Annotated in this window: 19 protein-coding genes and 1 tRNA gene; 7 read left to right on the top strand and 13 right to left on the bottom strand. The window is 67.1% G+C overall.

What is annotated here, in order from left to right; genetic code table 11:
- Positions 1-67: 67 nt before the first annotated feature.
- From VF649_RS07780 to hisI, 4 genes are all read right to left on the bottom strand, one after another.
- The gene (locus VF649_RS07780) at positions 68-556 is read right to left on the bottom strand and encodes a hypothetical protein (RefSeq protein WP_331011393.1); all 489 of its coding nucleotides are present in this window, start codon (positions 554-556) and stop codon (positions 68-70) included.
- Positions 556-2,349 (bottom strand): acyl-CoA dehydrogenase C-terminal domain-containing protein, encoded by a 1,794-nt coding sequence (locus tag VF649_RS07775; RefSeq protein ID WP_331011392.1) that lies wholly within the window; start codon positions 2,347-2,349, stop codon positions 556-558. The genes VF649_RS07780 and VF649_RS07775 overlap by 1 nt, the downstream gene beginning before the upstream one ends.
- Positions 2,350-2,376: 27 nt before the next feature.
- A complete protein-coding gene (locus tag VF649_RS07770) occupies positions 2,377-2,811 on the bottom strand; it encodes a MerR family DNA-binding transcriptional regulator (protein WP_331011391.1) in 435 nt (144 codons plus the stop codon).
- 76 nt (positions 2,812-2,887) lie between these two features.
- A complete protein-coding gene (gene hisI / locus VF649_RS07765) occupies positions 2,888-3,247 on the bottom strand; it encodes a phosphoribosyl-AMP cyclohydrolase (protein WP_331011390.1) in 360 nt (119 codons plus the stop codon).
- 155 nt (positions 3,248-3,402) lie between these two features.
- On the opposite strand from hisI, the gene purF reads away from it, so the two are divergent.
- Both purF and VF649_RS07755 read left to right on the top strand, forming a co-directional pair.
- Positions 3,403-4,878: an amidophosphoribosyltransferase gene (purF, locus tag VF649_RS07760; RefSeq protein WP_331011389.1), complete on the top strand. Its 1,476-nt coding sequence runs from the start codon at positions 3,403-3,405 to the stop codon at positions 4,876-4,878.
- A gap of 166 nt (positions 4,879-5,044) precedes the next feature.
- On the top strand, positions 5,045-5,755 hold the full coding sequence (locus tag VF649_RS07755; RefSeq protein ID WP_331011388.1) for an SDR family NAD(P)-dependent oxidoreductase: 711 nt from the start codon (positions 5,045-5,047) through the stop codon (positions 5,753-5,755).
- A 10-nt stretch (positions 5,756-5,765) separates the two neighbouring features.
- On the opposite strand, the gene VF649_RS07750 is transcribed toward VF649_RS07755, so the two are convergent.
- The 4 genes from VF649_RS07750 to VF649_RS07735 form a co-directional block, all read right to left on the bottom strand.
- On the bottom strand, positions 5,766-9,113 hold the full coding sequence (locus VF649_RS07750; protein WP_331011387.1) for a polysaccharide deacetylase family protein: 3,348 nt from the start codon (positions 9,111-9,113) through the stop codon (positions 5,766-5,768).
- Between the two features lie 709 nt (positions 9,114-9,822).
- Positions 9,823-9,899 (bottom strand) — tRNA-Pro (locus VF649_RS07745).
- A 93-nt stretch (positions 9,900-9,992) separates the two neighbouring features.
- The gene (rarD, locus tag VF649_RS07740) at positions 9,993-10,940 is read right to left on the bottom strand and encodes an EamA family transporter RarD (RefSeq protein ID WP_331011386.1); all 948 of its coding nucleotides are present in this window, start codon (positions 10,938-10,940) and stop codon (positions 9,993-9,995) included.
- Positions 10,901-11,122, bottom strand: a complete 222-nt coding sequence (locus VF649_RS07735; protein WP_331011385.1) for a hypothetical protein — start codon at positions 11,120-11,122, stop codon at positions 10,901-10,903. The genes rarD and VF649_RS07735 overlap by 40 nt, the downstream gene beginning before the upstream one ends.
- 112 nt (positions 11,123-11,234) lie before the next feature.
- Between VF649_RS07735 and VF649_RS07730 the strand changes: the two genes are divergently transcribed.
- Both VF649_RS07730 and VF649_RS07725 read left to right on the top strand, forming a co-directional pair.
- Complete coding sequence (locus VF649_RS07730) at positions 11,235-11,630, top strand: MAPEG family protein (RefSeq protein ID WP_331011384.1); 396 nt, start codon at positions 11,235-11,237, stop codon at positions 11,628-11,630.
- Positions 11,631-11,704: 74 nt separating this feature from the next.
- Positions 11,705-12,508, top strand: a complete 804-nt coding sequence (locus VF649_RS07725) for a glutaminyl-peptide cyclotransferase (protein WP_331011383.1) — start codon at positions 11,705-11,707, stop codon at positions 12,506-12,508.
- A 6-nt stretch (positions 12,509-12,514) separates the two neighbouring features.
- Here the strand turns inward: VF649_RS07725 and VF649_RS07720 are convergent, their stop codons facing one another.
- From VF649_RS07720 to VF649_RS07710, 3 genes are read right to left on the bottom strand one after another with little or no spacing between them, the layout of a single operon-like run.
- On the bottom strand, positions 12,515-14,116 hold the full coding sequence (locus VF649_RS07720; protein WP_331011382.1) for a cisplatin damage response ATP-dependent DNA ligase: 1,602 nt from the start codon (positions 14,114-14,116) through the stop codon (positions 12,515-12,517).
- 36 nt (positions 14,117-14,152) lie between these two features.
- Positions 14,153-15,031 (bottom strand): alpha/beta hydrolase, encoded by an 879-nt coding sequence (locus VF649_RS07715; protein WP_331011381.1) that lies wholly within the window; start codon positions 15,029-15,031, stop codon positions 14,153-14,155.
- On the bottom strand, positions 15,031-15,930 hold the full coding sequence (locus tag VF649_RS07710; protein ID WP_331011380.1) for a pirin family protein: 900 nt from the start codon (positions 15,928-15,930) through the stop codon (positions 15,031-15,033). Before VF649_RS07710 ends, VF649_RS07715 begins: the two co-directional genes overlap by 1 nt.
- A 141-nt stretch (positions 15,931-16,071) precedes the next feature.
- On the opposite strand from VF649_RS07710, the gene VF649_RS07705 reads away from it, so the two are divergent.
- On the top strand, positions 16,072-16,854 hold the full coding sequence (locus VF649_RS07705) for an OmpA family protein (protein ID WP_331011379.1): 783 nt from the start codon (positions 16,072-16,074) through the stop codon (positions 16,852-16,854).
- Between the two features lie 94 nt (positions 16,855-16,948).
- Positions 16,949-17,320 carry a PRC-barrel domain-containing protein gene (locus VF649_RS07700; protein ID WP_331011378.1) on the top strand — a complete coding sequence of 124 codons (372 nt, stop codon included), beginning with the start codon at positions 16,949-16,951 and terminating at the stop codon, positions 17,318-17,320.
- 64 nt (positions 17,321-17,384) lie between these two features.
- On the opposite strand, the gene VF649_RS07695 is transcribed toward VF649_RS07700, so the two are convergent.
- The gene (locus VF649_RS07695) at positions 17,385-18,335 is read right to left on the bottom strand and encodes a cation diffusion facilitator family transporter (RefSeq protein WP_331011377.1); all 951 of its coding nucleotides are present in this window, start codon (positions 18,333-18,335) and stop codon (positions 17,385-17,387) included.
- 515 nt (positions 18,336-18,850) lie between these two features.
- On the opposite strand from VF649_RS07695, the gene VF649_RS07690 reads away from it, so the two are divergent.
- Entirely contained in the window at positions 18,851-19,990 is a 1,140-nt protein-coding gene (locus tag VF649_RS07690; RefSeq protein ID WP_331011376.1) for an FAD-binding domain-containing protein, read from the top strand.
- 167 nt (positions 19,991-20,157) lie between these two features.
- Here the strand turns inward: VF649_RS07690 and VF649_RS07685 are convergent, their stop codons facing one another.
- Entirely contained in the window at positions 20,158-21,219 is a 1,062-nt protein-coding gene (locus VF649_RS07685) for an SDR family oxidoreductase (RefSeq protein ID WP_331011375.1), read from the bottom strand.
- Positions 21,220-21,385: the final 166 nt, after the last annotated feature.

Below are 21,385 nucleotides of genomic sequence, written 5' to 3'. Positions count from 1 at the left end.
GTTCGATGCGTCGGGGTGGATCGTGACCGCGACCGCGTAGCGCCGGCGGATGCGTCCGGGCCGCGGGTCAGGGCGTGTCGCGAACCCCGAACAGGCGGGCGAGCATGACGTTCGGATGGCCTTCGCCGCAACCGGCCAGCGCGCGGATCACCCCGGCCTGTGCGCGTTCACTGCGATAATCCGATCCGTCCGGGCAGGAGCCGGCGGCGGGCGGGGGCGTAGCGATCGCGGTTTCGATCCGCTTCGACAGATAGTCGAACGTCTCCCCCGCGAGCCGGTGGCTGTCGCGCGAGGTGACTTCCCAACCCGACTGGGTGCGTGACAGGCCGATGATCGTGCGTTCCGTGCCAGATGCCGTGCGGCGGGCATCGAACAGCGTCGCGTCGCGACCGCCGGGCGACACATCGGTGAAGCGGAACGCGTCGCCGGCCAGCGGCGGCAGCCCGGCCGCGGCGATGGCAGCCGGAATTTCGGAAGGCGGCGTGGTCGACAAGGCAGGCGGCGCAGCGGGGACGGGTTGCAGCATCAGCAGGAAACCCGTCACCGCTGCGAACATCAGAAAGCCTCCACCGGCAATGCCATCACCACATCCGCCCCGCCTTCGATCTTGCGGCGCAGGCTGCCCGTATCGGGCAGGACGCGTTCGCCATAATAGCGCGCCGTCACCAGCTTGGCTTCATGGAAAGTGCGGTCGCCTTCACCCGCCGCGATCGCCGCGGTGGAAGCACGCACCATTTTCAACCACATCCAGCCGAGCGTCACGATTCCCATCAGCGTCATGTAGGGATAGGCGGCCGCGCCGGCGTTGTTCGGATTGGCCATGCCGTTCTGCATCAGCCACATCGACGCGGTCTGGAGGTCACCCGCCGCCTTTTCCAGCCGGCCGGCAAAGTCGGCGGTGGCGGGATCCTGCTTGGCGGCGGCGAGTTCGGCGCCCATCAGCTGTCCCAGCGCCATCAGCGCACGGCCGCCATTCTGACCGATCTTGCGCCCGACCAGATCCATCGCCTGCACGCCGTTGGTGCCTTCGTAGATCTGCGCGATGCGGGCGTCGCGGACATATTGCTCCATCCCCCATTCGCGGATGTAGCCGTGGCCGCCATAGACCTGCTGCGCGTTCGTCGCGATTTCGTAGCCGAGATCGGTGACATAGCCCTTGATGACCGGGGTAAGCAGCGTGATGAGATCGTTGGCGGCGGTGCGGTCTTCCTCCGTCGCGCCCCGATGGGCGAGATCGACCTGCAACCCGCCCCACAGGCACAGCGCACGCGCGCCTTCCAGCTTGGATTTGGCATCCATCAACATGCGGCGGACGTCGGGGTGGACGAACAGCGTGTCGGCTTTCTGGTCGAGATCGACCGGACCGGTGAGCGCGCGGCCCTGGCGACGATCCTTGGCGTAGGCCACCGCGTTCTGATAGGCGACCTCGCCGATCGACAGACCTTGCAGCCCCACGCCGAGCCGGGCGGCGTTCATCATGATGAACATCGCGGCCAGGCCCTTATTCTCCTCGCCCACCAGATAGCCGGTCGCGCCGTCATAATTCATGACGCACGTCGAGTTGCCGTGGATGCCCATCTTCTCTTCGATCGAGCCGCAGACCACGCCGTTGCGGTCGCCGGCATTGCCATCGGCATCGAGCAGGAACTTCGGCACGATGAAGAGCGAAATGCCCTTCACATTATCCGGCGCGCCTTCGACCTTGGCCAGGACGAGGTGGATGATGTTGGACGTCAGGTCATGTTCGCCCGACGAAATGAAGATCTTCGTGCCGGTGATCGCGAAGCTGCCGTCGGCGTTGCGCGCCGCCTTGGTCCGGATCAGCCCGAGATCGGTGCCGCAATGCGGTTCGGTCAGGTTCATGGTGCCGGCCCATTCGCCCGAGATCATCTTGGGCACATAGGTCTGCTGCTGTTCCTCCGACCCCTTGGCGAGGATGGCGGCGGTGGCGCCCATGGTGAGGCCGTTATACATGCCGAACGCCATGTTGGCGGAGATCAGATATTCCTCGAACGCGGCGGCGACGACATGCGGCAGGCCCTGGCCGCCGAAGCGTTCGATCCCGCCAAGCGTGGCCCAGCCGCCGGCGACGAACTGGTCATAGGCTTCCTTGAAGCCCTTGGGCGTCGTCACGCTGCCGTCGGAATGGCGCGTGCAGCCTTCATGATCGCCGGACTGGTTGAGCGGGAACAGCACTTCCTCGCAGAACCGCGCGCCTTCGGTCAGCACGGCCTCCACCATGTCGGGCGTCGCATTTTCGAAGCCCGGCAGGTTGCCGTAATTTTCGAGGCCGAGGATCGAATCGAGGATGTAGCGGGTATCGCGCACCGGCGCGGTGTAAGTAGGCATCGGTCTCTCCCAGAATGAATGAACGGCTTATTTGATCGATACGGCCCCGTGCGCGGCCTCGTCGGCGGCGGCGACCTGCGCGATGAACACTTCGAGTTCGAGGATCGCGGCGTCGATATCCTCACGCTGCCGGCGGAGCGATTCCATGCGGGCGGTACATTTGTCGATCGTGACATGACGCTGCGTCTCGCGCCCGTCGCCGATATCATAGAGGTCGATCATCTCGCGGATGTCCGCCAGGCTGAACCCCACCCGCTTGCCCCGCAGGATCCAGGCCAGCCGGGCCCGATCGCGTCGGGAATAGACGCGGGTCAGCCCGATCCGTTGCGGCGCGATCAATCCCTCGTCCTCGTAGAAACGCAAAGCGCGCGCGGTGACGCCAAACTCCTCCGACAGATCGGAGATGGTGAAGCTGTCCCGGTTGTGGGTGTCGGGGGTGTGAATGGCGGCATGCTGAAGCATGCCCATCATTTATGACAGGGTGACGTTCACGTCAACGTCAAAGGTTTCCGTTACGTCGCAATGCGATTGCGGGCGATCACGCCTGGACCATGACCAGCCGTCCGTCCTCGACTCGGCGGTAGAAACAGCTGCGCGCGCCGGTGTGGCAGGCGGGCCCCCGTGGCTCGCAGCGCAGCCACAGCGCGTCCTGATCACAATCGACGCGGATCTCGACCACTTTCAGGACGTGCCCCGAGGTTTCGCCCTTGCGCCACAGGCGGTTGCGGGACCGCGACCAGAATACCGCTTCGCCGCCCGCGAGCGTGGCCGCCAGCGCATCGGCGTTCATATGGGCGAGCATCAGCGGTTCGCCGGTCGCGGCATCGGTGACGAAGGCGGTGACAAGGCCGTTCGCGTCGTAATGCGGAGCGAGGCGATCGGTGGTTTCGATGGTCATGCCGCCGCGATAGCCGCGCCGCATCGCAAATTCGATGGCATTTTCCGGGACAGATCGATCACGGTTTCGATGACAATCGCGCGACAAAGGGGAGGCGACAAATGATAAGGTAGCCCTTATATGGGCGGCATCCGCACCCCGTAACGGATCACCCCATGATCATCACTGACCCCTTCGACTCCGACCTGAGCGGAGACAAACTGCGCGAGGAGTGCGGCATCTTCGGCATCTGGGGTGCAGACGGCACCGCGGCGGCCATGGTCGCGCTGGGCCTGCACGCGCTGCAGCACCGGGGGCAGGAGGCCGCCGGCATCACCAGCTGGGACGGACGCATGTTCCACACCCACCGCGCGATGGGCCATGTCGCGGGCAATTTCGATCGTGACGACGTGATCCGCGCGTTGCCGGGCGACGCCGCCTGTGGCCATGTCCGCTATTCCACCACCGGCGAGACCGCGTTGCGCAACGTGCAGCCGCTATTTGCCGAACTGCACAGCGGCGGGTTCGCGGTCAGCCATAACGGCAATATCTCCAATGCGGCCAAGCTGCGCCACGATCTGGTCCGGCGCGGTTCGATCTTCCAGTCGACCAGCGATACCGAAACGATCATCCACCTGGTCGCGATGTCGTCCTATCGTACGCTGCTCGACCGCTTCATCGATGCGCTGAAGCAGCTGGAGGGCGCCTATTCGCTGGTGTGCATGACGCCGGAGGGGATGCTGATCTGCCGCGATCCGCTGGGCATCCGGCCGCTGGTGATGGGGCGGCTGGGCGAAAGCTACATCTTCGCATCGGAAACCGTGGCGCTGGACGTGTGCGGGGCGGAGTTCATCCGCCATATCGATCCGGGCGAGCTGGTGATCGTGTCCGACAAGGGACTGCGGTCGATCCGCCCGTTCGCGGAGGTGCCGGCGCGGCCCTGCGTGTTCGAGCATGTCTATTTCTCCCGCCCCGATTCGATCGTCGACGGATCGTCAGTCTATTCGGTGCGCAAGGCGATCGGCGCGCAGCTGGCGATCGAGGATCCGGTGGATGCCGACATCGTGATCCCGGTGCCCGATTCCGGGGTGCCGGCGGCGATCGGCTATGCGCAGCAGTCGGGGATTCCGTTCGAGCTGGGGATCATCCGATCGCATTATGTCGGCCGCACCTTCATCCAGCCGGGCGACAAGGTCCGCCATCTGGGCGTGAAATTGAAGCACAATGCCAACCGCGCGCTGATCAAGGGCAAGCGGATCGTATTGATCGACGATTCGATCGTCCGGGGCACGACCAGCGTGAAGATCGTGCAGATGATGCGCGAGGCTGGCGCGACCGAGGTGCATATGCGGATCGCATCGCCGCCGACGCGGCACAGCTGTTATTATGGTGTCGACACGCCGGAACGCGCCAAGCTGCTTGCCGCGCAGATGACGGTCGCGGAGATGGCACGCCATATCGATGCCGACAGCCTGGCGTTCGTATCGGTCGACGGCATGTACCGGGCGCTGGGTGAGCAGGGGCGGCACGAAACCCGGCCGCAATATTGCGACGCCTGCTTCACCGGTGATTATCCGACGCGGCTTACCGACCAGGAAGATGTGGCGCCGGCGGACCAATTGTCGCTGCTGGCGGAGCGTGTTCCCGCCTGACTTCATTTTCCTAACCTTCCAGAATCCCTTAGCAACCCGCCAGAACCCCGTTCGTGTCGAGCGAAGTCGAGACATGCTGCAAAGCGCCTGAGACACGTCCCTCGACTTCGCTCGGGGCGGACGGGTGGGGGACGTCGGGGTGATGTTCAGATCGAGAAGGCATGTGATGACCGATCTTCCCCTTCACAACCGGCTGGCGCTGGTCACCGGTGCGTCGCGCGGGATCGGCGCGGCCACGGCCGAAGCGCTGGCGCGCGAAGGCGCGCACGTCATCCTGACGGCGCGCACCGCGGGCGGGCTGGAGGAAGTCGAGGAGCGGATCTTCGCGGCGGGCGGCAGCGCTACGATCGCCCCGCTGGACATTGCGGAAAGCGGCGGGGTCGCCAAGCTGGCGGCGGCGATCGGCGGACGCTGGCCCGCGCTCGACATTCTCGTGCTGAACGCCGCGACGCTCGGCACGCTGACGCCGGTGCCGTCGATCGACCCGAAGGAACTAGCCAATCTGCTGACGCTCAACATTTCCGCGCAGCAGGCGCTGATCGCGGCGTTCGACCCGATGTTGCGGCAGAGCGACCGCGCGCGGCTGGTGATGCTGACATCGTCGGTCGCGGCGCGGCCGCGGGCCTATTGGGGCGGCTATGCCGCGACCAAGGCGGCGCTGGAGACGCTGGTGCTGACCTATGCCGACGAGATGGCAGGGATCAGCACGCTGCGCGCCGCGATCGTCGATCCCGGCGCGACCGCGACCCGGATGCGCGCGCGCGCCTTTCCGGGCGAGGATGCCGCGACGTTGAAGACGCCCGAAGTGGTGGGCGACGCGATCACGGCGATGCTGGTCGCGGATTTCGAAAATGGCTATCGGATGCGCGTCGACTGAGCCTATTGCATCAGGTCGGCTGGGTGACCCGGCCGCTGCGTTCCATGCGGCCCCAGCCGACCCAGGGGCCGGTGAGTGCCGCCGCGACCGCGCGCAGCACGACCGAATACATCAACTGCCGATAGACGAAGCGTTGCGCGATCAGCAGCAGCGCGGGATAGCGTTCGCGGCGCTTTTCCAGCCGGTAAGCGATCCAGCCGCACAGGATGTCGATCGCGGTGAAGGCGAGCCAGTAGACCGCCATCCGCAGCACGTCGCTCTGCGTCTGGGCCCAGCCATGCTGGTGGACGCGGAGCGCGGTACCGACGATGCTGATCAGCAAGGCGAGATCGATGATCGGCGAGACCACAGCGAACGCGATCTGGAACAGCCATGCCTGCGGCAGCCCGACGAACGCCAGCCCCGCCGGATGGCGCGTGCGGACGACGTCGCGATGCTTCCAAAGGCATTGCAGCGTGCCGAACGCCCAGCGGAAGCGCTGGCGCGAGAGGGCACGGAAGCTTTCGGGGGCTTCGGTCCAGGCGACCGCGTCGACATCATAGGCGACGCGCCAGCCATTGCGCTGGATCGCGATCGTCAGATCCTGATCCTCCGCCAGCGTATCGACCGGATAGCCGCCGACATCGTCCAGCGCGGCGCGTGACCAGGCGCCGACCGCGCCGGGGACGACGGTGATCGCATCGAATTGCGCCAGCGCGCGGCGTTCCAGATTCTGCGCGGTGACATATTCGACCGCCTGCCAGCGGGTGACGAGATTGACGCGGTTGCCGACCTTGGCATTGCCCGCGACCGCGCCGAGATCGGGATCGGCGAACCAGCGCGCGAGCCGGGCGATCGTCTGCGATTCGAACTGGGTATCGGCGTCGAGCGCGACGATGACCTCGCCACGGGTCGTGCGGAGCGCGGTGTTGAGTGCGGCCGCCTTGCCGCCATTGACCAGCGTCAGCAGGCGGACGCGGGGATCGTCCGCAAAGGCGCGGGCGACGATCGCGCTGGTGTCGTCCGTCGATCCGTCGTCGATCACGATCACCTCCAGCGCCACATCCGCGCTCGCCAGCACGCGGCGGACCGATGCCTCGATCACGCGGGCTTCGTTGAAGGCGGGGATCAGCACCGAGACGAAGCGCGCGGGATCGATCGCCGGCGGGACGAGGGCGCGTTCGCGGCGACGCGCGATCAGGGCGAGACCGGCCAGCAACAGCGCGCGCGCGAGGCCGAGCGCGATGGCGACGAAGAACAGCCATTTGATCGCATAGCCGAGCGCGCCGAGCGCCAGGAAGATGCCGACATCGGCGCGGACCGCCAGCAGATCCGCCCCGACGACGCGTGGCATGACCTGTGCCGGCGGCAACCCGGCCAGTTCGGAGACGGGAACGAAGCGGTAGCCGCGCGCGCGCAGCGTATCGATGATGCGTGGCAGTGCCGCCACCGTCTGCGACCGATCGCCGCCGCCATCGTGCAGCAGGATGATCTGGGCCGAGCGATCCGCGGTGGCGCCCATCACCTGCGCCACGGTGCGATCAACGATGGCGTCGACGCCGGGGCGCGTCCAGTCGCCCGGATCGACGTGCAGGCCGACATTCAGATAGCCGTCTTGCTGCGCGGTCAGCGCGGGATCGAGTTCGTCGCGGGTCGTGGGTTCGGCGTCGCCGAAATAGGGTGCGCGGAACAGCCGCATCGCGTGGCCGGTATAGGCTTCCACCAGCCGCTGCGTCGCGTTCAGTTCAAGCCGGGTGCCGCGTGGCGAGACCAGCGCGAGATTGGGGTGGGTATAGCTGTGGTTGCCGATCTCGCTGCCCTGCGCCACGATCCGGTTGAGCAGACCGGGATGTGCCACCGCATTTTCGCCGACGATGAAGAAGGTGGCGGGAACCCCCTTCGCCTTCAGGATGTCGAGCAGCCGCGGGGTCCAGTCGCCGTCCGGCCCGTCATCGAAGGTGAGCGCGACCAGCCCGGGGCGATCACCGGTGCGTTCGACGACATAGGGCAGCGGCAGCCGGTCATAGCGTTCATCCCGCACCAACCCCTGCGCATCGACCGCCAACCGCCGCGCGCCGGGTGTCGGAACCTGGGCGATGCGCAGCAGTTCGCCATTGCCTTCGACATCGACATTGGTGGACGAGGAGATGGCGCGCAGATCGGGGATGCGGCCGCCGGGAAACGCCTTCAGCGCGGGCCAGACGCCGGGATCCTCGGTCCCCAGCCGCCAGAGCGCGACCCCGGCGACGCCCTGTGCCCGCGCGGCGCGAAGCTGGTTCCAGGCGCTGGCGGCGTCCAGCATCCAGACATGATGCACCGTGCCCGCATCCTGATAGTCGAAGCTGCTGTTGCCGCTGGCGCGGTCGAAACGCGGAATCACGCCGCTGTCATGCGCAGCAAGCCACGCCTCCTCGATCGACAGCGCCTCGGCCGGATGTTCGCCCTCGGTCCAGTCATAGGCATAGCTGCCGATCGCAACGATCGCCTTGGCCGTGCCGATCCGCGCGACCGCGTCCTTCATCTGGCGCACGAACCAGGGCTGGCTGGCGATCGGGCCGGGCGCGCCGTCCGGCCAATGTTCGTCATAGGCCATGATGAACAGCCGATCGGCGATCTTCGCATAATCGGCCAGCCTCCAGTCGGCATCGCCGACCGGCACCGCCAGCGTCACCAGCCAGCCATGCGGGGCGAAGCGGGCATGCGCTTCGGCCAGGAACGCCTTGTAATCGGGTTGCGCCGAGGTCGGCATCGATTCGAGGTCGAACACGACACCGCGCGCGTTGCGGGTGGCGAGCATCGGTTCCAGCTGCGTTAGGAAGGCGGTGCGCGCGACGCGGTCGTGCAGCAGGGCGGCGGTGCCGGCGCCGTCCCAGGCGCCGTTCAGCGCATTCTGCACCATCGGCAGCACCGCGGGCCGGTGCGCGGCGCCATTCAGGATGGCGTCCAGATGCGGGTCGGCGATCGGCGTCAGCCGGTGCGCCCGCCCGGTGACCGACAGGATATCCGGCACCAGCCAGTCGAGTTCGTTGACATGGGCGGCCAGCGAGGCCCGACTGGCATCATCCCACGGCGTGTAGAAGCCGACCACGGTCTGATGCGCCGGCGCGGCGGCACCCGTGGCAGCCAGCGGCAGCCAGCGCCCGAACAGCGCGTGCAGCCGGCTGCTGACCTTGTGCCGCAAATGGCCGACCTGCTGGACCAGCGGGCGGGGATGCGGGCGTTCTACCGTGAAGGCGAGCGGGCGCGGCACCGGTACGGACACGACCGTGAACGCGAAGATCCCCGCCGCCGCGACTACCAGCAGCAGCGCCGCGAACAGCGTGCCGAGCGACCAGCGCCGGCGCCGTCCGCTGGGATCGTAGAAGATGGGGGCGTGCATCGCAGGACCTGTCGCGCAAGCGGAAGGGGGGTGCCGACGCGCCAGGGAGCGAACGCGTCGGCCCACGATCCGTAGACGCCGCGCGGTGCAGGCGTGGTGACGATCCCGTGAAGGATCGGTAATGTCGTATGATGCGGGGCCATGCCGTCCATCCCCGCGGGGCTGCCGGGGCGGGGCGCGTCTTCCGCCGCGGATCGTACCGTGGGATGTCAGCGTTGATCGCCCCGGTGTGTCAGGGCTGTCCTTCCCCCGTCACGTCGCGACGCCCCGCTCGACACGGACGGTAAAAGCGGCGACGGAGACGCCCGCCGCGTCTGCTACCTCCTCCGGTCAGTCGCCGACAGGCCCGCGGGGAAATGGATCGCGTCTTCCACGCACGACCGGAGCGATCGAGTTTCCCGATAGTAGCGCGTTACCTTTTGCGCGCCTTGCCAGGCGCTTTGCCAAAGCGATGCCCTCGCAACCGGCTGCATCGCGCGCTCGGCGACCGGTCGCCATCGACCGTTGGCCGGATCGTTACTGCCTACGTTTGACGATCGCTAGCATTACGGCATCGCGTCTACCCGACGTCAGCGCGCTGCGTGGGAAGCCATGAAACCATGCTGGCAAGATGTCGTGCTATCGTATGATCGACCTTGAGATGTTCTTCATCTAAGGTTCTATTAATCCTCCGCGTATCGCCTGTAAATATAAGAAAGTAGCAGAAATATGGTCGGGGAGAGAGGATTCGAACCTCCGGCCCCTGCCTCCCGAAGACAGTGCTCTACCAGGCTGAGCTACTCCCCGACGGAGTGCCGATCGTTTGATACTCCCGGGTAGGAGCCGAGCGGCGGAGCCAAGATGGGCGCCTATACGCAGGCGGCCTGCCGGGGACAAGCCCTATTCTGTCGCCAGCACCGCCGGCGCGCGTGCGCCGCGGAACATGTCGGCGGCATAGAGCGCACAGCCGGTCCAGATGCACCCGAACGTCACCAGATGCACCGGCCGGAGCGGTTCGCCGAACAGCCACACCGCTTCCAGAAACTGCAGCGTCGGCGCGACATATTGGAACAGCCCGAGCGTCGCATAGCGCATCCGGCGCGCGGCCGCCGCGAACATCAGCAGCGGCAACGCCGTCACCACCCCCGCCAGCATCAATAGCAGGTTCAGCCGCAGGTCGGGCCCGAACGCCGCCGTTCCCTGCTCCGCCGTCCAGGCGAGCAGCGCCAGCGCGACCGGCGCCAACCATGCCGTTTCGATCGTCAGCCCGGCCAGCGCATCGACCGCGACCAGCTTGCGCACCACGCCGTAAATGCCGAACGACAACGCCACCAGGCCGGAAATCCACACCGCGCTGCCGCCCGACAGCGCGAGCACCAGCACCCCCACGACCGCAATGGCGACCGCCAGCGCCTGGACCGGCCGCAGCCGTTCGCGCAGCACGATCACCCCCAGCGCGACGTTCACCAGCGGGTTGATGAAATAACCGAGGCTTGCCTCCACGACATGGCCGTGCGTCACCGCCCAGATGTAGACCAGCCAATTGATCGCGATCAATACCGCGCTCAGCCCCAGCGCCAGCACGGATCGCGGCGTCGTCACGGCCGCCCGGATCGCCGCCCAACCCCGCACCGCGGTCACGATCGCAGCCAGCAGCAACAGGGACCACAGCACGCGGTGCGCGACGATCTGCACCGTCGGCACGCCGCTCAACGTCTTGAGGAACAGCGGCAGCAGCCCCCAAGAAACATAGGCCCCGACGCCGCACAGCGCGCCGAACCGCGCGTCCCGGCGCACCGCCTCCGCGATCAGAAGATGCCGCCGCCCAGCGACAGCCGGACGATGCACACCAGCAGCACGAAGATGTTGAAATTGCGCCCGGACGATGATCGCGACAGCGCGCCCAGCACCAGCCCCACCAGCGCCATCGGGATCAGGAACCAGTTGGCCCACCCCAGGAACGGAATGAACGCGAACAGCGCGAAGAAGAAGGTGACGGCACCGATGCCGATCGAGGCGAGGTTCAGCATGACCGGAATATGCGGGTCGCATCGCCGACGATCAAGCGGAAAAGCGTATTGCGCCGACAATACAGCCGCCCTACGCTCCGGTGTCCGCTACCCCGATCGGGAAATCCGCCACATGCCCATCGAACTGACGCTGCTCGGCTGGTCCACCCTGTTGGGCGCGGTCCATATCCTGGCTGCGGCGCAGGTCCGCACGCGGCAATATGGCGTCCGCTGGAACATGGGCGCGCGCGACGAGGAGCTGCCGCCGCCCAACCCGATCGTCGGCCGGCTGACCCGCGCACAGGCGAACTTCTTCGAAACCTTTCCGCTGTTCGCCGTCGCGCTGCTCGGGGCGGTCGCGGCTGGCCGGCTGGGCTGGAAGACCGAACTGGGCGCACATCTCTTCTTCTGGGCGCGGCTCGCCTATCTGCCGGTCTATGCCGCGGGCATCCCGAAACTCCGCACCGCGATCTTCGGCGTGGCGTTCCTGGGGTTTGTCCTGGTCCTGTCGGCGCTGCTGATCGGCTGATCGCCCAAATTCCCTGGCGCCCTGGCGCCGGCTCCGCGATATACGGTGTCACCCGCTCCTGTCGGAAACCCGCCATGCGCCCGTTATTGTGCCTGCTCCCGCTGATCGCCTGTTCGGCCGCTCCGCCCGGGTCGCCGCCGCCGCGGGACTCCACGCCGACCACGCAGGCGGCCACGCCGACGCCGGTCCCGGTGATAGTGCCAACGATCGTCCGGCGCTATCCACATGACAGCAACGCCTTCACCCAGGGGCTGCTGTGGGACCGCGGCAGCCTGTACGAAAGCACCGGCCAGATCGGACGGTCGGAAATCCGCCACGTCCGCCTCGCCGATGGGAAGGTCCTGCAACGCACCGCCGTCCCCGCCACCGTCTTCGGCGAAGGCATGGCGCTGTGGAAGGACGATCTGGTCAGCCTCAGCTGGCAAAGCGAACGCGGCTGGCGCTGGGACCGCGCGACGCTCCGCCGCAAGGCGGAGTTCCGCTATCCCGGCGAAGGCTGGGGCCTGACCGGCGACGGCCGCCGCCTGATCCTGTCGGACGGCACCCCGGAACTGCGCTTCCTCGATCCCGTCAGCTTTGCCGAACAGGGCCGGCTCCGCGTCACCGCCGACGGCCAGCCGCTCTACAACATGAACGAGCTGGAATATGTGAAGGGCGAGATCCTCGCCAATGTGTGGCAGACACCGATGATCGCGCGGATCGATCCCGCGACCGGCGTGGTCAAGGGCTGGCTGGACCTCCGCTCGATCGTCGCGCAGGTCGGCGCGCGGGATCCGGACGCGGTGCTGAACGGCATCGCCTATGACGCGCAGGGCGACCGGCTGTTCGTGACCGGCAAGAACTGGCCCGCGCTGTTCGAAATCCGCATTCCGCGCTGATCCGGACTACCCGATCATCCGCCGTAAGGTCGCGATCCGGTCCGCTTCGGCCGCAGGCTTGTCGGTGCGGATCCGCGAGATTCGGGGAAACCGCATCGCCAGCCCGGACTTGTGCCGCTTCGATTCGTGGATGGAATCGAATGCCACCTCCAGCACCAGCGTCTTCTCCACTTCGCGCACCGGGCCGAACCGTCCGGTCGTGTGGGTCCGCACGAACTTGTCGAGCCATTTCAGCTCCTCGTCGGTAAATCCGGAATAGGCCTTGCCGACCGGCAGCAGCTCGCCCTCCTCGGTCCAGCAGCCGAAGGTATAGTCGGAATAGAAACTCGATCGTTTCCCGTTGCCGCGCTGCGCATACATCATCACGCAATCGCAGCTGAGCGGATCGCGCTTCCATTTGTACCACATCCCCGCGCGCCGCCCGGCGACATAGGGGCTGTCGCGGCGCTTCAGCATCACGCCTTCGATCGCGGCATCGCGCGATGTCGCACGAATCTTCTCCAGCGCCGCGAAATCCGCCGCATCGATCACCACGGACAGGTCGAACCGCGCCGGGTCCAGCGCGCCGGCAAACGCCTCCAGCCGCGCCCGCCGCTGCGTCCATGGCAGTGCGCGCACGTCCTCCGCTCCATCGAACAGGATGTCATAGACGCGCACGAACGCGGGATAATCCGCCTGCATCCGCGCGGACACCACCTTGCGCCCCAGTCGCTGCTGCAACGCGTTGAAACTGGCCGCCCCGTCACCTTCGGCCAGTGTGCTGCCCTGCTGCGTGCCCTTCACCAGCAATTCGCCGTCCAGCGCGCCGTCCTGGCGCACCGCGGCCGCGACATCGGGAAAACTGCCGGTGATGTCGTCACCCGCCCGGCTGTACAGCCGCGTCTGGCCGGCAGTCCGCACGATCTGGACCCGGATCCCGTCCCATTTCCACTCCGCGGCATAGTCGGCCATGTCGACCGTCGCATCCTCCAGCGGATGCGCCAGCATGAACGGCCGGAATACCGGCACGTCGGCGGCGGTCGGCTGCGTCGCGCGGCCCTCGGCCCAATCGAACAGCGCCGCGTAGGGCGGATCGATCCCGTGCCACACCTCCTCGACCGCATCGACGTCCAGCCCGAACGCCTGCGCCAGTGCGGTCTTCGCCAGCCGGGCGGACACGCCGACCCGCAACCCGCCGGTCGCCAGCTTCAACAGGGCATAGCGGCCCGACGAATCCAGATGATCCAGCATGCCCGCGATCGCCGCCGGACCGTCCGCCCGTCCCAGGCCGCGCAGCCGCTCGACCACCGCCGCCAGCCCCAATTGCCCGTCGTCGATCTCGGCGGGTTCCCCTAGCGGCTTCGGCCACAACAGCGCCACCGTCTCGGCCGTGTCACCCACATAATCCCGGCTCATCGCGAACAGCACCGGATCGACCCGCGCCTCGGCCAGCCCGCGGATCGCCGCCGATTTCACCGCCGGAATATTCAGGTCGCCGGTCAGCGCCGCCATCGCCCAGCCGCGGTCCGGATCGGGCGTCGTGCGCAGATATTCGGCAATCAGCTTCAGCTTGGCGTTGCGCGACCGGGTATAGACCAGGCTGTCGAGAAGCTGGGAAAAGGCGCGCATTGCGTTTGAACGGCCGTCAGCCGCGCAGGGTCCGGATCAATCCCGCGCCAGCCATTGGCGCATAGCATCGGTCACCGCATCCGGCGCGTCCCAGGGCACGAAATGCCCCGCGTCGATCCGCGCGATCGTCAGGTCGCGGACCAGCGCGTCCAGTCCGTCCAGTTGCACCGGCAGCAACGCGACATCGCGCATGCCCCACACCACCAGCACCGGCATCTCCAGCACCGGGAATGGCGCCTGCGTCCACGCGGGCGGCTCCGCGGGCGCGCCGATCGCCGGCACCACGATCTGCGACGCCCGGTACCAGTTCAGCATCGCGGTCAACGCTCCCGGCTGCCGCCATTCATCCAGATAGGCGGCACGGTCCGCGGCCGTTATCTTGCCCGCGTCGACATGCGGGGCAAAGGACCGGTCGCAGAATGTCTCCAACCCCATGTCCGCGATCCGGTTCTCGAACTCGGGCGCGCGGAACACGGTGATATACTGGCTGGCCGCACGCTGTGCCGGATCGTCGATCAGGCTGCGCTGGAAGATCAGCGGATGCGGCGCATTGGCGATCACCAGCCGTGCCACCCGCAACGGGTGCTGCAACGCCGCGGCCCAGCCGATCGCCCCGCCCCAGTCATGGGCCACCAGCGTGAACCGATCGATCCCGTAATGATCGGCCAGCGCGATCACATCCGCCACCAGCCGGTCCGCGCGATAGTCCGCAACCGCTCCCGGCTTGGACGAGCGCGCAAAGCCGCGCTGGTCGGGCGCGATGCAGAAATGATCACCGGACAGCGCCGCGATCTGGTGCCGCCACGTCCGGTGCGACTCCGGAAATCCGTGGAGGAAGATCAGCGCCGGGTTCGCGGGATCGCCCGCCTCCGCGACATCCAGTTCCACGCCGGTCGGCAGGGCAATGCGCGTCATCATGGGTAGCTCACCGTCTTGGGGACATCGGGGATCGGGATATAGTCGGGGTCGCCCGGCACCGTCGCGAACCGCCCGGCCTTCCAGTCCTCGCGCGCCTGGCGGATCCGGTCGCGGGACGAGGAGACGAAGTTCCACCATACGTGGCGCGGGGTGGCGAACGCGCCGCCGCCGGCCAGCATCACGCGCGCGCCGCCCTCCGACCGCAATGTCGCTACGATCCCGGGCTTCAACAGCATCAGCGCCATCTTTTCCAGCGGGCGCCCGTCGATCGTGGCCGCGCCGTCTACCAGGTACAGCGCGCGTTCGTCCGCATCCGCATCGATCGGCACCGCGCCGCCCGCCTCCAGCACGATGTCGGCATAGATGGTGGGCGCATGGGCGGTGACCGGCGACGTCTTGCCCCACAGGCTGCCCATGATGACCGTGGCCCGCGCACGCGCATCGCCGAACACCGGCAATGCCTCCGCCGCGACATGTTCGAACGCGGGGTCGATCTCCTCGCGCCCGTCGGGCAACGCCAGCCAGGTCTGGATCCCCGACAGCGGCGGCCCCTTGGCGCGTTCGATCACCGGCGACCGTTCCGAATGCACGATTCCGGCGCCGGCGGTCATCAGGTTCACCGCGCCCGCCTCGATCGTCTGGATCGTCCCCAGCGAATCGCGATGATCGATCGCCCCGTCGAACAGATAGGTCACGGTCGACAGCGCGATGTGCGGGTGCGGCCGCACGTCGATCCCTTCGCCCACCGGCAGGTGCGCGGGCCCCATCTGGTCGAAGAACACGAACGGCCCCACCATCGTGCGGTCGCGATGCGGCAGGGTGCGATGGACCTTGAACCCGCCCAGATCGTGCGTCGCCGGCATCAGCGTCTGCAGCACCGGATCGTCATCGTGCATCATGGTCTCCTCTGCCCGCATCCTGCTTAGGCCGGTTTCGGCCGTCACTCCACCAGGATGAACCAGGGCTGCCGACCCGGCTCATCCCATATTCAACGCGTGTGGCCGAAGCCGGGCATCCGTTATGAAGGAGACCGACGCATGACACTCGGCAAAATGATGCTCGCCGCCACCTTGGGCACGCTGACGCTGGCCGCGCTGCCCGCCACCGCATCCGCGCAGGATCGCTGGGACTGGAGCGGCGGTCGGCGCGGCGACCGCGATATCCTGCTCGTGGGGCAGGGCGTTCGCGATCTTGATCCCGCACTGCGCGAAACCGGCCGTGGCCGGGCGTTCGTGATCCGCAATTTCGACGCCAATGACGATGGCCGCATCAACCGGCGCGAGGCGGCAGAGGCCAACATCGCCTTCGCGCGTATCGCCGGTCGCGACCGCGGCCGTTTCGACTGGGATGCGCGCGACAGGGTCGTCGCGGTCCCGGTCGCGGTCCACGCGGACGGCGGCTGGGATCGGCGCGGCATGCGCGATTATGGCATGCGCCAGACCCGGTACGGCGCCATGTTCACGCTGCAGGACGTGCTGTTCCGCACCGGCAGCGCCGAATTGCGCCCCGGTGCCGCGGATCGTTTGCGCCCGCTTGCCGGCTATCTCCGTACGCATCGCGCCATCCGGGTGCGGATCGACGGGCACACCGATTCGGTCGGCACCACCGTCGCAAACCGGTCGCTGTCCGAACGCCGCGCCGCCACCGTGCGCCTGGCACTGGCCGACATGGGTGTCGACCGGGCACGCTTCCGGGTGCAGGGGTTCGGTGAAACCGCACCGGTCGCGACCAATGCCACGCCGGCCGGACGCCAGCGCAACCGCCGGGTGGAAGTCACACTGATCGGGCAGCAGGCGCGCAGCTTCGACTATCGCGACTGACGGAAAACGGCGTCGGGCGGACGCGCGATCGGCGTCGGCCGGGAACACACCGCCCCCGTAACGGTTCTCTGCTCCGATCCATCGGAGACTTCGCATGACCGACGCCGCCCGTACCGCCGTTGACGAAGACGTCGACTTCCTCATTTCCTCGCACAAGGTGGACGGAACGGCCGTCCGCACCCGCGACGGCGACTCGCTCGGCGCGGTGTCCAGCTTCAAGATCGATCGCCGCACCGGCCAGGTCACCTATGCCGTGCTGCGCATCGGCGGGCTGCTCGGCATCGGCCAGCATTTCTATCCTGTGCCCTGGTCGTCGCTGACCTATGATGCGGAAAACGTGGCCTATATCGTGTCGATGGACAAACGCCTGCTGGAAGGCGGCCCCAGCTTCACCGGCAGCAGCGAACCGGTGTTCGACCGTGCCTATGCCGGCCGCGTGTCCAGCTACTACGCCTCGGTCCTCTAACCCGGCTGCTCCCCTACACGGTTCCGTCCGTCCCGAGCGCGGTCGCCTGGGAGAATCCGGCAGCCTAAGGGTGCAGATGATCGCGGTGGCCACAGGCTTCCGCGATCGCCTCGGTCTGGATCGTGCAATGCGCGATCCCGAATCGCGTGCCCAGCAACCGCTCCACCGACCGCCTGACCCCGTCTGGATCCGCCCCGTGCTGCAATTCGACATGCACGGTGCAACTGACGCTGTCCGACGCGACCGACCAGACGTGCAGGTCGTGAACCCCACCCACCCCGTCCAGGACGCCGATCCCCTGGCGGATTTCGGGCAGGCTCAACCCGCCCGGCACGCCTTCCAGCAGCACGTTGACCGTATCCCGCAACAGCGTCCAGGTTCGCGGCACCACCCATAGCCCGATCGCTACCGCCACCACCGGATCGATCCAGGTGCGGCCGGTCCACCGGATCGCCAGCGCCCCCGCGATCACGCCGACCGACCCGATCGCATCGGCCCATACCTCCAGATAGGCACCCTTCATGTTCAGATTGCTGTCCTTGCCCGCCATCAGCAGGCGCATCGACAGCATGTTCACCGCCAGGCCCAGCACCGCGATCGCCAGCATGCCGTTGGACTGCACCGGTTCGGGCGTGCGGAACCGCTGCACCGCCTCCACCAGCACATAGATCGCGACCGCGAACAGCAGCAGCGCGTTGAACGCCGCCGCCAGGATCTCGAACCGCTGATAACCAAAGGTGCGGCGGTCGTCGGCGGGCTTGGCACCGATCCGGATCGCCAGCAACGCGATCACCAACGTCGCGACGTCCGTCATCATGTGCGCCGCGTCGGACAGCAGCGCCAGGCTGTTGAACCAGAACGCGCCCACCACCTCCGCCGCCAGGTAGAAAGCGGTCAGCGCCAGCGCCCAGCCCAGCATGCGCGCATTGGCGCCGGCGGCATGATCATGATGATGGCCGGGGCCGCCATGCCCCTGCCCGCGCTCGTGATGATGATGTCCCGCAGGGTCGTGCATCGGCAGCCCTTACCACCCCGCCCCACCGATACAAACCGCCCTGGCAGTCGCGGTTTGGCGATACCCCCTGCTACTGGCTCATCGTGCGCTGTTGCGGCGTGAACAGCGTGAATTTCACGACTGCGAAGTCTGTGCCGTTCTGGACGACGGCACCGCCTTCACCCGGGACCTGGGCCGCGGCGTCGTGGGCGTGATGAACTTACGCCGCGAATGCCCCGTCATCTTAACCGCTTAGAAAACGGTGCTTGGGAGCCTGTTTCGTCGATATCCGTAGCGCGCCCATTGGCGCGCACAGGCCTGTCAATGTAGACACTTTCGTACGCCAGCCTTAAAAGGGTGGTTACGCTAGCGTATCTTCAGTGGTTTGCGAGACTTAGAAATAGGTCGTGGTCCTGTCTTCCTGACCATAATCGCAACATCGCGCCTGCCGTTCCTCTCGACCATTGTTGCGGGACGCCCTGTGCTATGCGGCTTCGATGGCGCATCGAGGTGCGTCGATACAGTAGGGATGCCGTATGCCCGTTTTCCCAGCGTTCACCCGCGCCGTAGGCGTTGCCCGGCTTGACGATTTCGTCCGGTCGTCCGGGGAGATCTATGCTGATCGCCGCAACACCGACCTTGGGCCGGGCGCGGTTCCCACCACGTCCACGCTGTCGCCTTATCTGCGGCGGCGGTTGGTGCTGGAGGACGAAGTGGCCGCGGCGGCGATCGGCGCGCATGGCCGCGAAGGTTCCGAGAAGTTCGTCCAGGAGGTTTTCTGGCGCAGCTATTTCAAGGGGCATCTGGAAACGCATCCCACGATCTGGACGACGTACCAGCAGCAGGTGATCGACGGGCACGCGGATCTTGCCGTCAGTTCCGGCCTCCGCCATGTGTATGAGCAGGCGATCGCCGGGCGCACCAACATCGCGGGCTTCGACGACTGGGCGCGGGAGTTGGTGGAGCATGGCTGGCTGCACAACCATGCGCGCATGTGGTTCGCCTCGATCTGGATCTTCACGCTTCGCCTGCCCTGGGCGCTGGGCGCCGAATTCTTCCTGCAGCATCTGCTCGACGGCGATCCGGCCAGCAATACGCTGTCATGGCGGTGGGTCGCCGGTCTGCATACGCGCGGCAAGGCGTATCTCGCGCGGGCGGAGAACATCGCGCGGTATACCAAGGGCCGGTTCAACCCGACCGGCCTGAACGAAGACCCGGAACCGCTGACCGAGGACATCACTCACCCGCTGGTGCCGCTGGCACGCGTCGCCATCCTGCCCCATCGCGAGGTGGCGCTGCTGCTGCATCTGGACGATCTTCATCCTGAAAGTCTCGATCTTGGCAGTGCGCGCGTCATGGCGATCGGCGGGCTGATCGCGCATGCCGACGGCGCGTCCGAGCAGGTCCGTTCCGCCGACCGCGACGCGATGGCAGATGCCCTGGTCCGGGCGGAAGCGCATTATGGCTGCCCGGTCGTTCCGTTCGCCGACGGGTGGGCGGGCGATCTGCCGGTGGTGGCGCCATGGGCGCCGGTCGGCCCGTCCGCTGCCGCGCTTCCGCCGTGCATGCCGGTGCGCCGGGCCTGGGACGAGCGCACATGGCCAAGGACGACGAAGGGGTACTTCGCCCTGCGGTCAGCCATTTCCCAGCTTCTGGACGCGGCGGATATCGGATAACGATCCTCATGGTCGCCCGGAAACCGTTCGCCACCGTCGCTTGCGTGCGTTCGCCTGTCCGCCGATGGCGGAGAGCACCGTACCGACGGGTGCGGGTGCGTGGTTGCGTTTCGCGCAACAAGGGCGATGCCGATCATCCGCGCGGTCGAAGTCGGCCATCGCCGGTGTCAGGGGATCAGACGGTCGGCACGCAGCCGCTCGAACAGCGCGAAGAACGCATCGTCGGTCGGCTGATAGTCAGTGAAGCCGAACCGCCGGCTCTTGCTCATGTCCGTGACCACCTCGACGGGACGGCCAAGATCGGCGTCGGTGTGCCAAGGCGAGGCGAGACGGCCGAGGTCGGGTTCGGCCAGCCGCGCACGCGTCGCGATCGCGCGCCACAGCCCGGCGTCGTCCGCCATCTGTTGTTCGAGCGGTCGAACGGTGCCGTCGAACAGCGCCGCTTCCACCCCGAACCATTGGGCGATGCGGCCCCACATCCATTGCCAGCGAAAGATGTCGCCATTGACGACGTTGAATGCCTGGTCGTGCGCCGCCTCGGTTTCCGCGGCCCAAACCAGGTGCCGGGCCAGCTGACCGGCGTCCGTCATGTCGGTGAGCCCCGACCATTGCGCCGCGGAGCCGGGAAAGACGAAAGGCCGCCCCGTTTCGCGGCAGAGTGTCGCGTAGACGGCCAGCGTTGTGCCCATGTTCATGGCGTTGCCGACGGCAAGGCCGATGACGGTGTGCGGGCGGTGCACGCTCCAGGTGAAGCCATCGCGGGCAGCGGCGGCGAACACCTCGTCCTCCTGCGCGTAGTAGAAATTCTCGACGTCGAGCCGACCCTGTTCCTCGCGGAACGGCGTCTGGGGCAACGTGCCCTTGCCGTACGCCTCGAACGGCCCGAGATAATGCTTGAGACCGGTGACCAGCGCGACGTGTCGCGGCCCGGTGGGCTTGGGAAGGCCGTTGAGCAGATTGCGGACCATCGCCGAGTTGACGCGGATGTTCGCCGCCTCGCTGTCCTGACGCAGCCAGGTGGTGATGAACACGGCGTCGGCGTTCAGATGGCGCACCGCCGCTGCGGTCGCGGCCGCATCCTGAAGATCCACCGCGACCGGATGCACGCCCGCCTGATCCGTTGGGCGCCGCGCGAGGCCGTGCACCGCCCAGCCCTGCTCTGCCAACAGCTTTACTGTCGCGCTGCCGACGATCCCGCTCGCGCCAACTACCAGTGCCGTCTTCGCCATGAACGCCTCCTTCTCGGCACCGGAACTAGAGGCTGTTATGGACTTGGAAGCGGGTGTGATTCATCCAGTATTGGATGAGCATTTTCCGCAAGCCGTATCCGTCTGACGTCAGCGCCGAGGAGTGGTCGCTGGTCGCGCCGTACCTGCTTTTGCAGCGTGAAGATGC

It is taken from the genome of Sphingomonas sp. (assembly GCF_036387535.1).
In the GTDB taxonomy this organism is placed as follows: domain Bacteria; phylum Pseudomonadota; class Alphaproteobacteria; order Sphingomonadales; family Sphingomonadaceae; genus Sphingomonas_R.
The sequence above is the reverse complement of the archived record's forward strand: the minus strand, read 5'-3'. Positions and strand labels throughout refer to the sequence as shown.